Source organism: Micromonospora taraxaci, assembly GCF_007830095.1.
Lineage (GTDB): Bacteria > Actinomycetota > Actinomycetes > Mycobacteriales > Micromonosporaceae > Micromonospora > Micromonospora taraxaci.
This window is the reverse complement of sequence record NZ_VIWZ01000001.1, coordinates 4,192,031-4,205,955: the sequence shown is the minus strand read 5'-3', so window position 1 is coordinate 4,205,955 and position 13,925 is coordinate 4,192,031. Positions and strand designations below refer to the sequence as shown.

12 protein-coding genes and 1 riboswitch are annotated in these 13,925 nt (G+C 71.7%); of the genes, 7 read left to right on the top strand and 5 right to left on the bottom strand.

The features are described from left to right. Nucleotides 1-3 precede the first annotated feature (3 nt). On the top strand, nt 4-696 hold the full coding sequence (locus FHU34_RS33775) for a S1 family peptidase (RefSeq protein WP_244311975.1): 693 nt from the start codon (nt 4-6) through the stop codon (nt 694-696). 121 nt (nt 697-817) lie between these two features. Further along, the gene (locus FHU34_RS19490) at nt 818-1,450 is read left to right on the top strand and encodes a hypothetical protein (RefSeq protein ID WP_145782677.1); all 633 of its coding nucleotides are present in this window, start codon (nt 818-820) and stop codon (nt 1,448-1,450) included. Nucleotides 1,451-1,474: 24 nt separating this feature from the next. Here the strand turns inward: FHU34_RS19490 and FHU34_RS19485 are convergent, their stop codons facing one another. Then, the gene (locus tag FHU34_RS19485) at nt 1,475-2,311 is read right to left on the bottom strand and encodes a DUF3152 domain-containing protein (protein WP_145782675.1); all 837 of its coding nucleotides are present in this window, start codon (nt 2,309-2,311) and stop codon (nt 1,475-1,477) included. Nucleotides 2,312-2,449: 138 nt separating this feature from the next. On the opposite strand from FHU34_RS19485, the gene FHU34_RS19480 reads away from it, so the two are divergent. Both FHU34_RS19480 and FHU34_RS19475 read left to right on the top strand, forming a co-directional pair. Beyond that, a complete protein-coding gene (locus tag FHU34_RS19480) occupies nt 2,450-2,950 on the top strand; it encodes a SigE family RNA polymerase sigma factor (RefSeq protein WP_145782673.1) in 501 nt (166 codons plus the stop codon). Continuing rightward, complete coding sequence (locus FHU34_RS19475; RefSeq protein WP_145782671.1) at nt 2,947-3,699, top strand: hypothetical protein; 753 nt, start codon at nt 2,947-2,949, stop codon at nt 3,697-3,699. Before FHU34_RS19480 ends, FHU34_RS19475 begins: the two co-directional genes overlap by 4 nt. A 31-nt stretch (nt 3,700-3,730) precedes the next feature. Here FHU34_RS19475 and FHU34_RS19470 read toward each other — a convergent pair whose 3' ends face one another. Further along, nucleotides 3,731-6,535: an ATP-binding protein gene (locus FHU34_RS19470; protein WP_145782669.1), complete on the bottom strand. Its 2,805-nt coding sequence runs from the start codon at nt 6,533-6,535 to the stop codon at nt 3,731-3,733. 204 nt (nt 6,536-6,739) lie between these two features. Between FHU34_RS19470 and FHU34_RS19465 the strand changes: the two genes are divergently transcribed. Beyond that, nucleotides 6,740-8,191, top strand: a complete 1,452-nt coding sequence (locus FHU34_RS19465) for a M28 family metallopeptidase (RefSeq protein WP_145782668.1) — start codon at nt 6,740-6,742, stop codon at nt 8,189-8,191. Nucleotides 8,192-8,254: 63 nt separating this feature from the next. On the opposite strand, the gene FHU34_RS19460 is transcribed toward FHU34_RS19465, so the two are convergent. Continuing rightward, the gene (locus FHU34_RS19460; protein ID WP_145782666.1) at nt 8,255-8,953 is read right to left on the bottom strand and encodes an SDR family oxidoreductase; all 699 of its coding nucleotides are present in this window, start codon (nt 8,951-8,953) and stop codon (nt 8,255-8,257) included. A 149-nt stretch (nt 8,954-9,102) separates the two neighbouring features. Here FHU34_RS19460 and htpG point away from each other — a divergent pair, with 149 nt between their 5' ends. Together htpG and FHU34_RS19450 are read left to right on the top strand one after the other, a co-directional pair. Continuing rightward, entirely contained in the window at nt 9,103-11,031 is a 1,929-nt protein-coding gene (htpG, locus tag FHU34_RS19455; RefSeq protein WP_145782664.1) for a molecular chaperone HtpG, read from the top strand. 328 nt (nt 11,032-11,359) lie between these two features. Further along, nucleotides 11,360-11,500, top strand: a riboswitch (cyclic di-AMP (ydaO/yuaA leader). Then, a complete protein-coding gene (locus tag FHU34_RS19450; RefSeq protein ID WP_145782662.1) occupies nt 11,501-12,166 on the top strand; it encodes a LysM peptidoglycan-binding domain-containing protein in 666 nt (221 codons plus the stop codon). A gap of 88 nt (nt 12,167-12,254) precedes the next feature. On the opposite strand, the gene FHU34_RS19445 is transcribed toward FHU34_RS19450, so the two are convergent. Together FHU34_RS19445 and dinB are read right to left on the bottom strand one after the other, a co-directional pair. Continuing rightward, on the bottom strand, nt 12,255-12,590 hold the full coding sequence (locus FHU34_RS19445) for a hypothetical protein (protein ID WP_145782660.1): 336 nt from the start codon (nt 12,588-12,590) through the stop codon (nt 12,255-12,257). A gap of 124 nt (nt 12,591-12,714) precedes the next feature. Further along, the gene (dinB, locus tag FHU34_RS19440; RefSeq protein WP_425280538.1) at nt 12,715-13,923 is read right to left on the bottom strand and encodes a DNA polymerase IV; all 1,209 of its coding nucleotides are present in this window, start codon (nt 13,921-13,923) and stop codon (nt 12,715-12,717) included. Nucleotides 13,924-13,925: the final 2 nt, after the last annotated feature.

Here is a 13,925-nt window from a genome sequence, read left to right as displayed (position 1 = left end):
AGCCTGGCCGCGCCGGCCAGCACCACGTACACCTGGGACGGCACCTCCTCCGACGTCGAGCCGCTGGTGGTCGGCGGCCGTCCGGCCTCGGAGAACTACCCCTTCATGGTGTACGTCTCCGGCTGCACCGGCACCCTGATCAAGGGCAACTGGGCGGTCACCGCCAAGCACTGCTCGACGCCGTCCTCGGTGCGGGTGGGCAGCATCAACCGCAGCAGCGGCGGCACGGTGGTGCGGGTGACCCGCGCGGTCAACCACCCGAGCGTCGACGTGAAGCTGCTGCAACTGGCCAGCTCCGTCACGTACGCCCCGGCCCCGATCCCGAGCACGTCCGGCGCGGTCGGCACGGCCACCCGGATCATCGGTTGGGGCCAGACCTGCGCACCCCGGGGCTGCGGCTCCGCTCCGACGGTCGCCAACGAGCTGGACACGTCCATCGTGGCCGACAGCCGGTGCTCCGGCATCAACGGCCCGTACGAGATCTGCACCAACAACACCAACGGCAACTCCGGCGCCTGCTACGGCGACTCCGGCGGTCCGCAGGTGCGCCGCGTCAACGGGGTGTGGAACCTGATCGGCGCGACCAGCCGGGCCGGCAACAACAACTCCACCTGCGCCACCGGCCCGTCCATCTACGTCGACCTGCCCTCGATCCGATCGTGGATCTCGACCCAGGTCGGCGGCCTGCCGGTCTGACCACGGGAGACGCCGGAGGCGGGGGCGCGACACGTCTCCGCCTCCGGCGTGGCAGGGTCACCCACCCGTTCCCACACTGCGGTACGGTGCCTGGCACATCGACACACCGGAGGTGGCCGTCGTGCCTGCCGTCTTCGCCCTCGTGCTGACCCTCGCCCTCGCGCCCACGCCGTCGCCGTCGGCCACCCCTGGCCCGGTCGGCGAACTCCTCGGCGGTGTCGGCCGGATCGTCGACGACCTGCTGGACGGCGACCGCCCGCCGAGTGTCACCCCGGCCCCGCCGCCCACGCCCGGCCCGCCGTCGGCCACCCCCCGGCCCAGCTCCGCCGTGCCCACGGCCACCGCCCCGCCCGCCGTGTCGCCGGCCGACGCCCGACCTCCGGCGGCACCCGTCGCACCCGCCCGTACCGGTGGTGGTGGGAGCAGGGGCAGCCACGAGGCCGGGGTGCCCGTGCGCGACGCGGACGCCCCCGCTCCGGTCGCCGCGCCGCCCGCCGACTCCGACCGCGACCGGTGGCCGCCCGTGTCCTACCTGCTGCTCCTCGGTGTTCTGGCGGTGCTGGCCCTGCTGTTCGTGCGTCGCCGTGCCCCAGGCCCCTCCGCCGCGCCGACGCCCGCCCCGGCCCCCGCTCCTGATCCCGGTCCCGGTCCCGTGCCGGACAATGTCAGCCGTCTGCCGACCAGCCTCAACGCCGTCTACGAGTTGGGCAGACTGGACGAGCGCCTGGAGCGGGAACGTGGCCGCCGCCCCTGAGGCGCCGCCGTCGGTCGATCGGGGTCAGTGCGCGGAATACGCGCCTTCGCGACGCGGGATCCTGTCGTCGTACGCCCCGACCGGCCCGCTGTAGCGGACCTTGCCCTGCGGGTACGGCCAGGCGTTCGCGGTGCAGCCGTGCAGACCCAGCGTCTGTTGCTGCATCACCGGCGCGGGTCGGCCCCGCCCGGGGCACCGCTCGTGACCGAACCCGAGTTTGTGCCCCACCTCGTGGTTGACCATGTACTCCCGGTAGGTGGCAAGACTCGCCCCGTACCCGGGCACCCCCTTGACCCAGCGCGCCACGTTGAGCACCACCCGACCACCGTTGCGGCACGAGGTGTAGCCCTCCGGCTGGTCCTGGCAGAGAGTGTCGCGGGTGCCGGGAGTGGCCAGGTAGATGGTGAAGTCGGTCGGATCGTCGGCGCCCACCCGGCGCAGTCGCCAGGCCCCGCCAGCCGTCCAACCGCGTGGGTCGTTCAGGGTCTCGGTGACCGCGGTGGCGATGTCCTCCACCGGCAGACCACGGATGTCGCGTTCCACGGCGACGCGGTACCGCATCAACGTGCCACGGCCGGTCCGCGCCGGCGCCGTCTCGGCGGGCGCTGTCGCCCACCGGTTCCCGCCGGAGGCGGGGTAGCTGATCGGGACGACAGGCACCGAACTGGGTACCACGTCGACGACCCCGGTCGGTCCGCCAGTGGCGACCGGCGCGAGGGGTCCGTCGGGCGACGGTCCGTCGGCGACGGGATCGTTCGCAGGTCGCCCGTCGGCTGGCAGTCCGCATCCGGTGAGCAGCGCCACCACCAGTAGCAGCGTCGCCGAGGCGGAACGCCATCGGTGGGTAGCCTTCGTCGACATGTCTCTCCCCTCGCGCAGCCTTCGGCGGCGGCGCGGAGGAGAAGACGGGTGACCGTGGCGAAAAGTTGATGTGACCCACCGCTCAACCTTTCGCCGACCTGACCCGTCCATAGCGGTGTGGCACGGGGGAGGTTCACGGTGGCGCGGGGCGACGCGGAGTTCGTCGAGTTCGCGCGGGCGGCGTCCGCGCGACTCGTTCACGCCGCGTTCCTGATGACCGGCGATCACCACCTGGCCGAGGACGCCGCGCAGACCGCCCTTGCCCGCACGTACGCGTCCTGGTCGCGGGTCCACGACGACGACGCCTACGGGTACGCCCGGCGCACCCTGGTCAATCACCTGGTGGACGGGTGGCGCCGGCCGATGCGCGAGTACGCGACCGACGAGGTGCCGGAGCAACGGCGCGGAGACGTGGCCGACGAGGTCACCACCCGGCGCTGGCTGATCAGCATCCTCGGCGCGCTCAGCCCTCGGGAGCGGGCCATCGTCGTGCTGCGGTACTACTTCGACCTACCGGAGGCGCAGGTGGCCCGGGAGCTCGCCGTATCCGTGGGCACGGTCAAGAGCACCAGCTCGCGGGCCCTGCAGAAACTACGCGCCGCGGCGCCGCGGCACGCCGACGAGGAGGCGCGCCGATGAGCGAGCTGGAGCAGCTCCGCCACGCCATGCGGGAGACCGAGCGCCCCGACACCGTCCTCGACCTGGCCGCCGTGATGCGCGACGGGCGACGGTTGCGTACCCGTCGGCGGCTTGCCGGAGCCGGCGCGGCGACGCTCGCTGCCGGGTTGGCCGTCGTCGTCGTGGTGGCGGTCGACGCCCGGACCGGCGGTCCGCCGACGGCCGATCGACCACCGCCGACGGCCGTCGCCCCGACACCGTCCGGTTCCCCGCCGACGCTGGCGCGGTCGATGGAGCCCACCCCTCCGCCGCCGGCCGGCGACGTGCCGTCCCCGAAACCGCTGGGCCAGGTGATCGACAGCAAGGTGCGGTACGGCACCGAGCAGCGGGTGTACTACGTCGTTCGGGTGTCCGTGCCCGGCGAACCGAAGGTGACCATCGGGCTGGCCGCCGGTCGTCGCCTCCCGGACGGCATGCTGACCACGGACATCCTGGTCAACGACGTGGAGGGGGCTGACCGCCGCCCCGGGTTCCACCAGATCGGCTACGACGAGCGTTCGTCGACCACGCCGGTGCCCACCTTCGGCTACTTCGTCGGCCCCGCCCACCGCGTCATCGGCACCGTGGACGGGCGGCAGGTCGATGCCCGCCTTGCCCGGTGGAGTGTCGACAAGCAGGTGGTGATCTTCTGGTTCGATCCGACACTGCTGACCCCGGGGGAGCGGCTCGACGGCATCATCGCCCGCGACGCCGCCGGTGGTCAGCTCTGACGCAGACTGCTGGTTGCCCCGGGCCGGCCACTCAGGCCGGGTCGTCCAGCCGGCGTTCGATCGTCACCGTCGTCCCCTCGGCGGTGGAGACCAGCCGCACGTCGCCGTAGGCGTTCATCAGCAGCGCGCCGCGGCCCCGGTCCATCGCCGGTCGGCGGTCCCGCCAGGTGCCGAAGTCCCGCACCGAGATCCGGACCAGACCGTCACCCACCTGGACCCGTACCCGTACCTCCGGACGGCTGGGCCGCTGTGCGTGCTCGACGGCGTTGTTCACCGCCTCGGACGCGGCCAGTAGCAGATCCTCCAGCACGTCCGGGTCGACGGCGAGGTCGCACAGCGTCCGTCGGACGTCTCTGCGCATCACCGCCGCCGAGGTGGGCTCGGACGGGTACGCCCAGCTGGTGTCCAGGACGTCGTCGGTGCCGTTCCGGTCGGCCAGAGCATCGCGCGCGGACGCGCCGGAGTCCGGCCTGCCGGTGGCGACGCCGTCCGCCGTCCCCCCGACCGCCGTCCCCCCGTCCTCGGCCGTCGGCTCCGCGACCGCCGCGACCGCGCCGGCTCGTGCCGATGGGGCGTCGCCCGTCCCCGTGCCGGCCGGGTCGTGGCGGTCGCGGGCCCGCCGGATGGCGGCCCGGATCCGGGCGATCAGCTCGGTCGCGGCGAACGGCTTCACCAGGTAGTCGTCGGCGCCCAGGCCAAGGCCCTCCACGCTGGCCTCACCGCCGGCACGGGCGGACAGCACCAGCACCGGCAGCGTCCGGGTCGTCGGGTCCGCGCGGAGTTGGCGCAGCAGGTCGAAACCGTCCAGCACCGGCATCATCACGTCGGTGAGGACCAGGTCGGGTCGTTCGCGGTGGATCTCGTCGAGGGCCTTCCGACCGTCGGTGACGGCCCGTACCCGCCAGCCCTGCCCGGTGAGCAGCCGGCTGAGGTACGCCCGCATGTCGGTGTTGTCGTCGGCGACCAGGATCCGCGCGCCGGCCAGCTCGTCCACTGTCGGCCCGGAGGCGTGCTCGGGCTCCGTCGGGTTGTCGCTGGCCTCGGCGAGCCAGCCGGTCGCCTCCTCCACGGCGGCGCGGGCCGCGTCACCCCGCCGTTCCACCGGAGGGTCGGCCACCGCGTTACGGCGTGTCGCCGACCAGGGCAGCACCACGGTGAAGGTGCTGCCGACACCCACCCGGCTGGTCACCCGCACCTCGCCGCCCTCCAGTCGGGCCAACTCGTGCACCAGGGCCAGGCCGATGCCGGTGCCCTCGTGGCTGCGCGAGCGCGCCCCCCGCACCCGGTGGAAGCGGTCGAAGAGCTTCGGCAGGTCCTGCTCGGCGATGCCGATGCCGGTGTCCGCGACGGTGAGGCGTACCTCGTTGTCGTCGGCGTCGAGGGCGACCCGGATCCGGCCGATGAACGTGTACTTCAGGGCGTTGGACAGCAGATTGGTGACGATGCGTTCCCAGTTGACCGGGTCGATCGTGACCGGCCGTGGCAGCGGCGGGCAGACCACCTCCAGGGTCAGCCCGGCCCGCTCCACGGCGGCCCGGAACACGCCGGCGAGCTCCGCGGTGAGCGCGGACAGGTCGACAGTCCGGGCATCGCTACGAGCGCGACCGGCTTCCAGGCTGGAGAAGGTGAGCAGGCTGTTGACGAGCGTCAGCAGCCGGGTGGCGTTGCGCCAGGCGGTCTCCACCCGCTCCCGCTGCACGGTCGCCAGGGGTGCGGTGGCGTCGGTGAGGGCGTCGGCCAGCGGGCCGAGCATGAGTGTCAACGGGGTACGGAACTCGTGGCTGACGTTGGCGAAGAAGTCGGTCTTCACCCGATCGAGCTCGGCCAACGCCTCGATCCGGCGCCGCTCCTCCTCGTACTCCTGGGCGTTGCGCAACGCCAGGGACGCCTGTTGCGCCAGGAGTTGGTGGAAGGCCCGGTACGCCTCGTCGAGCCGTCGGCTCGGGCTGACCCCGGCCAGCAGGACACCGAGCGGTTGGTCCTCGTCGCCGGACGGCAGTGGCAGCGCCAGCGCGGTGTGGACCGGGTCGTCCCACGCGCCGGCGGGCAGCGTCATCCGGTCGGCGACGTCGGAGACCTGAGCCGGGCGACCCTCCGCGGCGTCCGGCAGCCCCCAGGCGTGCGCGATCGGGCCCGCGTCGGCCAGGTCGACGGTGTCCGGCAGCGCGCCCTGGACGCCGCCGGTGTGGGCGACCCGCCGCAGGGACGCGCCGTCGCGCAGGTAGATGGCGGCGAACGGCACGTCCAGCGGGTGACCGCCGATCGTGTCGATCAGCCGGGCGCCTGTCGCGTCCACGTCGACGGTGCGACCGTCTCCGAGGACGGACAGGTCGCGCAGCAGCCGCAGCCGACGTTCGCCGACCACCTGCTCGGTGACCTCGCTGCACACGGTGAACACGCCGACGGTACGGCCGTCGTCGTCCCGGGCCGGGGCGTGCGAGACGCTGAAGTACGCCTCCTCGCGGTAGCCGGCCCGCTCCAGCAGCAGCCGCAGGGCGGGGACCCAGCTGGCTACCCCCGTCGTCATGGCCTGCTGGACCAGCGGGGCGAGCACGTCCCAGCCCTCGGCCAGGGTCACCCGCACGTCGTTGCCGAGCGCGGCGGGGTGCTTGTCGCCGATCAGGGTGGAGTACGCGTCGTTGTAGAGCTGGGAGAACCCCTCGCCCCAGAGCAGCAGCATGGGGTACCGGGAGGAGAGGAGCAGCCGGACCGCGACCCGCAGGCTCTGCGGCCACCCGTCGACCGGGCCGAGCGGCGTACGGGCCCAGTCCAGCCCGGCCATCAGCCGACCGGTGTCGCCACCGCCGCTGAACAGGTCAATGCTGGGTCGTGTCACGCTCGACCCGGCTCCATCGCAAGCCCCCGTTCCGGGCCCGACGACCCCTGCTGGCGTTACCTACCCATCCTGGCACCTCTACTCACCTGTGCCGACGCCGGTACCCACCGTCGAACCGTCGGTGGTTCGGGACGAACGACCGATGCCCAATGCATCGACATCTGTAAGTGTCTCGGGTATCCCTTTAACCCCCGAGGAGCCCCCATGAGAGGCAGAACGCTGAGCGCGGGAGTCGCGCTCGCCGTGTTCGCCGGGATGACGGTGGTGCTGGCCGCACAGCCGGTGGCCGCGTCACCCACGACCGCGACGACGATGGCCCGGCCGATCGCCGCCACCGTTGCCGCGCTGGCTGCACCGGACATTTCGGTCACAAATGTCCAAGCCCACCTCACCCAGTTCAACAGCATCGCCACCAACAACGGCGGTAACCGGCGGGCCGGCTCGGCCGGCTACACGGCCTCGCTCGCCTACGTCAAGAGCAGGCTGCAGTCCGCCGGCTACACCGTCAGTGAGCAGTACTGCTCCAGCTGCCGGTACCCGTCGAACAACCTCATCGCGGAGTGGCGAGGCGGTCCGACCGACCAGGTGGTCATGTTCGGCGCCCACCTGGACGGTGTCTCGGCCGGTCCCGGCATCAACGACAACGCCACCGGCTCGGCGACCCTGCTGGAGAACGCGCTGGTCCTGGCCGCGCAGAACCCGACCATGACGAAGAAGGTCAGGTTCGCCTGGTGGACCGACGAGGAGCAGGGCCTCAACGGCTCCCGCTTCTACGTCAACTCGCTCAACTCCACCCAGCGCGGCTACATCAAGGGCTACTACAACTTCGACATGGTCGGCTCGATCAACGGCGGCTACTTCATCAACCGGGTCACCTCGACCACGGCGGCGCCGCTGAAGGCGTACTGGGACTCGTTGGGTCTGCAACCCGAGGAGAACGTCGAGGGTCAGGGCCGCTCCGACGACTACTACTTCCAGCAGGCCGGCATCCCCACCTCCGGCTACGCCGCCGGCGCCAGCGCCCGCAAGACCAGCGCCCAGGCGGCCAAGTGGGGCGGCACCGCCAACGCCGCATACGACCCCTGCTACCACCGGTCCTGCGACACCACCGCCAACGTCAGCGCCACCGTGCTGAACCGGGCGGCCGATGGCGTCGCGTACGCGTTGTGGCAGCTCGCCGTGAGCGGCGGCACCCCGGCCTGCACCGGTGGTCAGGTGATCGGGAACGGCGGCTTCGAGAGCGGCAGCACCCCGTGGACCGCGTCCTCCGGCGTGATCACCAATTCCAGCAGCCAGCCGGCCCGGACCGGGTCGTACAAGGCGTGGCTGGGCGGCAACGGCAGCTCCAGCACTGAGAGCCTGTCGCAGTCGGTGACGGTGCCGGCCGGCTGTGCCAGCTACACGCTGTCGTTCTGGCTGCACATCGACACCGCCGAGACGACCGGCTCCACGGCGTACGACCGGCTCACCGTGCAGGTGGGCTCCACCACGCTGGCGACGTACTCGAATCTGAACGCGGCCGCCGGCTACACCCAGCGCAGCTTCAACGTGGCCGGGTTCGCCGGTCAGACGGTGACCCTGAAGTTCACCGGCACCGAGGACTCGTCGTTGCAGACCAGCTTCGTGCTCGACGACGTGGCGTTGCAGGCGAGCTGAGCGCGTACCCGTGCAGGTGGGCCGCCGCCGGTGCTTGCTGGCGGCGGCCCGTCGCGTCGTGGGTCAGGGGAGCTGGGGGTAGAGCGCCGCCACGCCCCCGGGGAACCCGGCCTGCACCCGCCGGCTGACGTCGTCAGCGACGATCTCGTACGCGTCGGCCTCGATACCGTCCACGGTAAGCCGGGCGATCACCGCCGGGTCGGACTTCGGGCCGGTCACATTGGCGGCCATGTCGGTGTCCAGGTAGCCGACGTGCAGGCCGGCGACCCGGACGCCCCGCTCGGCGAGCTGGAGGCGCAGCGCGTTGGTCATCGCCCACTCGGCGGACTTCGCGGCACCGTAGGCGGCGTGCATCGGGAAGTTCACCCAGGACAGCACGGAGAGCACGTTGAGGATCGTTCCGCCGCCGTTGCCGGCGATGACCGGCGCGAACGCCCGGACCGTGGACAGGGTGCCGATGTAGTGGGTCTCCAGCTCCAGCCGGACGAGGTCCAGGTCGCCGTCGAGGAGGTCGGTCCGGGTGTCGATGCCCGCGTTGTTGATCAGCAGGTTCACGCCGCCGGCAAGCTCGGCGGCGGCGGCCACCGAGGCGGGGTCGGTGATGTCCAGGCGCACCGGCGTCACGCCGGGGAGGTCCACGGCGTCCGGGTTGCGCGCGCCGGCGTAGACGGTGGCGCCACGGGCGAGGAGTTCGGCGGCCAGGTGGCGGCCGAGGCCACGGTTGGCGCCGGTGACGAGGGCGGTGCTTCCAGAGATCTTCATGGCGGTCACGCTATCCCACCTGACTTCTGCTAACCAAAGTCAGCCATCTCACACCGACGCCCCCCTCAATCGGGAATGCGACCCGGACGCGGCGGCACCCCGGCCCGTGACGACTCGTATCCTTTCCGCGAAACCCCGCACGAGCCGAGATGGGAGACGGTGTGAGCAACCAGGCCGAAACGTTGGAGTTCCAGGCCGAGGCGCGTCAGCTCCTCCAGTTGGTGGTCCACTCGATCTATTCGAACAAGGACGTCTTCCTGCGGGAGCTCATCTCGAACGCCTCCGACGCCCTGGACAAGCTGCGGCTGGCCACTCTCGTCGACAAGGACCTCGTCGCCGACACCGACGACCTGCACGTGACGATCGAGGTCGACAAGGACGCCCGCACCCTCAGCGTGCGGGACAACGGCATCGGGATGACCCGCGACGAGGTCGTCCAGTTGATCGGCACCATCGCCAAGTCGGGCACCGCCGAGCTGCTGCGCCAACTGCGGGAATCCGCCGACGCGCGCGCCTCGCAGGACCTGATCGGCCAGTTCGGCGTCGGCTTCTACGCCGCGTTCATGGTCGCCGACCGGGTCACCCTGGTCACCCGCAAGGCCGGCGAGACCGGCGGCACCCGCTGGGAGTCCACCGGCGAGGGCACGTACTCGATCGAGGCGGTGGACGAGGCCCCGCAGGGCACCACTGTGACCCTGCACCTCAAGCCGGCCGACACCGAGGACAACCTGCACGACTACACCGCAGAGTGGACCGTCCGCGACATCGTCAAGCGCTACTCCGACTTCATCGCCTGGCCGATCCGGATGACCGTCGAACGCCCCGGCGCCGACGGCGAGGCCGCCACCAGCGAGGTGCAGACCCTCAACTCGATGAAGGCGCTCTGGGCGCGGCCCCGCGACGAGGTCGACGCCGCCGAGTACAACGAGTTCTACAAGCACGTCAGCCACGACTGGGCCGACCCGCTCGAGGTCGTGCACATGAAGGGCGAGGGCACCTTCGAGTACGAGGCGCTGCTGTTCCTGCCCAGCCACGCCCCACTGGACCTGTTCTCCCCGCAGGGTCGCCGAGGTGTGCAGCTCTACGTCAAGCGTGTCTTCATAATGGACGACTGCGAGGCGCTCGTCCCGACCTACCTGCGCTTCGTCAAGGGTGTGGTCGACGCGCACGACCTGTCGCTCAACATCTCCCGGGAGATCCTCCAGCAGGACCGGCAGATCCAGATCGTCCGTCGCCGCCTGGTCAAGAAGGTCCTCGCCACGGTGAAGGACCTGAAGGCCAACCACGCCGAGCGCTACCGCACCTTCTGGACCGAGTTCGGCGCGGTGGTCAAGGAAGGGCTGATCGACGACACCGACAACCGCGACACCCTGCTGGACATCCTCTCCGTCGCCTCCACCCACGACGCGACCGAGCCCACCGACCTGGCCGGTTACGTCTCGCGGATGAAGGACGGCCAGAGCGACATCTGGTACGCCACCGGTGAGTCCCGGGCCGCCATCGAGAACTCGCCGCACCTCGAGGCCTTCCGGGCCAAGGGTCACGAGGTGCTGCTGCTCACCGACCAGGTCGACGAGGTGTGGGTCGAGCGGGTCGGCGCGTACGACGGCAAGACGCTGCGCTCGATCGCCAAGGGCGAGATCGACCTGGACACCGACGAGGAGAAGCGGCAGGCCGAGGCCGAGCGCGAGCAGCAGCGGCAGGAGTTCGCCGGCCTGCTCGGCTGGCTCGGCACCACGCTGACCGACAGCGTCCGGGAGGTCCGGCTGTCGTCGCGACTGACCACCTCACCGGCCTGCGTCGTCGGCGACGCCCACGACCTCACGCCGACCCTGGAGAAGATGTACCGGGCCATGGGGCACGAGGTGCCCCCGACCAAGCGGATCCTGGAGATCAACCCCGGGCACCCGCTGGTCTCCGGGCTGCGCAAGGCCCACGAGCAGGGGAGCGACCAGGCGGCCCTGACCGAGACCGCCGAGCTGCTCTACGGCCTGGCCGTGCTCGCCGAGGGCGGTGAGCTGACCGACCCGGCCCGCTTCACCCGGACGCTCGCCGACCGGCTGGCGCGCACTCTGTAGACGGTCGACCTCCCGGCCGGCGGGCCACCCGACCAGGGACCCGCCGGCCGGTTCGGCGTACCGGCGTCGTGCATCCGATCACCAACGGACACGTCGAGTCGCTCGGTGCTACACCGTGGCCTGGCTGCGTCACGAGGCCTGATCGGTACCGGTCCACAGTGCTCTCTGCACAGTGTCCGGCCGGCCGCAACCGCTGCGGACGGCGCCCCGCGTACCCCGGTGAAGAACTTCACAGGGGTTGGGCGATCGTCACCGAACGTGCCTAACGTCGGTCGGGTTCGCCACTGCGGACACCGCGGCCGGCAACGCCAAATCCTGCCCCCGGCCGTCGGAACCCAGTCACCCGGGCAGGAGCGGGGGACCCACACGTTCCTCGGTGCACGTCACCTCGGGGTGAAGCCGCCACCGTGCGGCCGGGCTCCTCGGCCCGAACCCGACAGCTCACCTCGCCGGCGTGGAGGAAGCTCACATGACGTCTGTTCACACGCCCCGTCATCGACGGGTCACCACCCGCCGCCTCGCCGTCGGCACCCTGGCCGTCGGTGCCGTCACCGGCGCTGTCGCCCTCTTCGGCCCGGCCGCCCCGGCGCAGGCCGGAGTCAACTGGGACGCGATCGCCAAGTGCGAGTCCGGCGGTAACTGGAAGATCAATACCGGCAACGGCTACTTCGGTGGCCTGCAGTTCTCGCAGAGCACCTGGGCCGGTTACGGCGGCAAGAAGTACGCCGCCCGCGCCGACCTGGCCAGCCGTGGCGAGCAGATCGCCATCGCCGAGAAGGTGCTCGACGGGCAGGGCATCGGTGCCTGGCCGACCTGCGGCAAGAAGGGCGGCTCGTCGGGAGGCTCCGGCACGAAGTCGACCAAGTCCACCGCGAAGTCGACGAAGTCCACCGCGAAGCCCACCGAGCGGCAGGAGCGGCCGTCGCGCGGCGAGCAGCCGGCGACCCGCAACCATGAACGCACCGCGGCGCCGGCCGGCGGCCAGACGTACCTGGTCAAGCCGGGCGACACCCTGTCGGAGATCGCCGACGCCCGTCGGGTGTCCGGCGGCTGGCAGGCGCTGTACGAACACAACCGGAAGCTGATCGGGGCCGACCCGGGTCTGATCTTCCCCGGTCAGAAGCTCAGCCTCTGACGGACGGCACACGAACGCTCGGCCGGGTCATCGGCCGAGCGTTCGTGTGTTCGGTGCTGGTCAGCCCGAGTGCCGGGCCGGGTTCGAGTCACGCCGCCGAGGCGGACGCCTTCGGCGCTCGACGCGACGCCACCGGGCCGGCGTTGCGACCCCAGCGAGAGGTCGATGCCAGATCGGTCCCGCCGTCGACGGTCACCTCGACGGAGTCAGACCCGCCGCGGGACAGACGCAGCGAATGCTCGGCGCCCTGACGGGCAGCGCAGGGCCAGGCCTGCCCGGCGCACTGGAGATTGCGGCAGTGACCCTCGTCGTCCGGCTCGTGGGCGCTCAACACGTCGATCGCCAGTTGCCAGAGCAGCGGGTCGGTCACGTCGTGCGGGCGCTCGGCGCCGCGGCTCGCTCGGTTGCTGGTGTCCTCGGACATGGTGGGTCCCCCCTTGTCAGGCTGTACCCCCCAAGGGTCACCCGTCGGCTGCCGGCTAAACCGCCGACCTGCTGTGATGTGTCTCCTGTCGCAACTCCGCGCGTGGACACCGCACGCAGATCGGTCAATCCGGCAGCAGCGGCATCTCGACACCCGGCTCCCGGCCGAGCAGGACCGCACGGGTGAGCGCCGTCGAGCCGAACCGGTCGCGGACCGCGTCGACAGCGGCGTCCAACTCCGCGCCCGGGTCGCGGTGGAACGGCAACTCCGGCTGCACCGGACTGTCGTCCAGGTTGCCCACCGACACACCGATCAGCGTGACACCACGACTGTCGATCTCGGACTGGGCCGCCCGCAGCAATGCGCGCGCGGCGGCGAGCAGCGGCGTCGTGTCCGCTGTCGCCTTGCCGATGGTGTGCGAGCGGGTCGCCCGGCTGTAGTCGCCGAAGCGCAGCCGCAGCACCACAGTGCGACCGGACCGCCCGGCCGCGCGCATCCGCCGGGTGACCCGGTCGACCAGACCGGCGAGGATGGCGTCCAGTTCCGCCGGGGCGCGCGGGGTGCGACTCAGCGCGTGTTGGGCACCCATCGAGCCGCGTCGGCGACCAACCTGCACCGCGCGTGGGTCACGGTTGTGCGCCAGGGCGTGCAGGTGCCGGCCGGCACCGGACCCGAGCAGCGACACCAACGCGGCCTCACCGAGCCGGGCCACCTCGCCGACGGTACGGATCCGGTGCTCCCGCAGCTTCGCGGAGGTGACCGGGCCGACGCCCCACAACCGTTCGACCGGAAGCGGGTGCAGGAACGCCACCTCGGCGTCCGGTGCGACTACCAGCAAGCCGTCCGGCTTCGCCACCCCGCTGGCCACCTTCGCCAGGAACTTCGTGCGGGCCACACCCACCGTGATCGGAAGGTGGACCCGTTCACGAACCTCCCGACGCAGCCGCGCCGCGACGTCGGCCGGTGGCCCGACCAGCCGCCGCAGGCCACCCACGTCCAGGAACGCCTCGTCTATCGAGATCCCCTCGACCAGCGGAGTGGTCTGCCGGAAGACCTCGAAGACCGCGCGGCTCGCCGCCGTGTACGCCGACATCCGAGGCGGCACCACGATCGCGTCCGGACACAGCCGGCGTGCCTGCTGGCCGCCCATCGCGCTGCGGACGCCCCGCGCCTTCGCCTCGTAGCTGGCCGCGAGGACCACGCCCCCGCCGACGATCACCGGCCGGCCGCGCAGGCGTGGATCGTCGCGCTGCTCGACCGACGCGTAGAAGGCGTCCAGGTCGGCGTGCAGGATGCTGGCACCGGGCGACACGTACACATGTTCGCATGGCATCC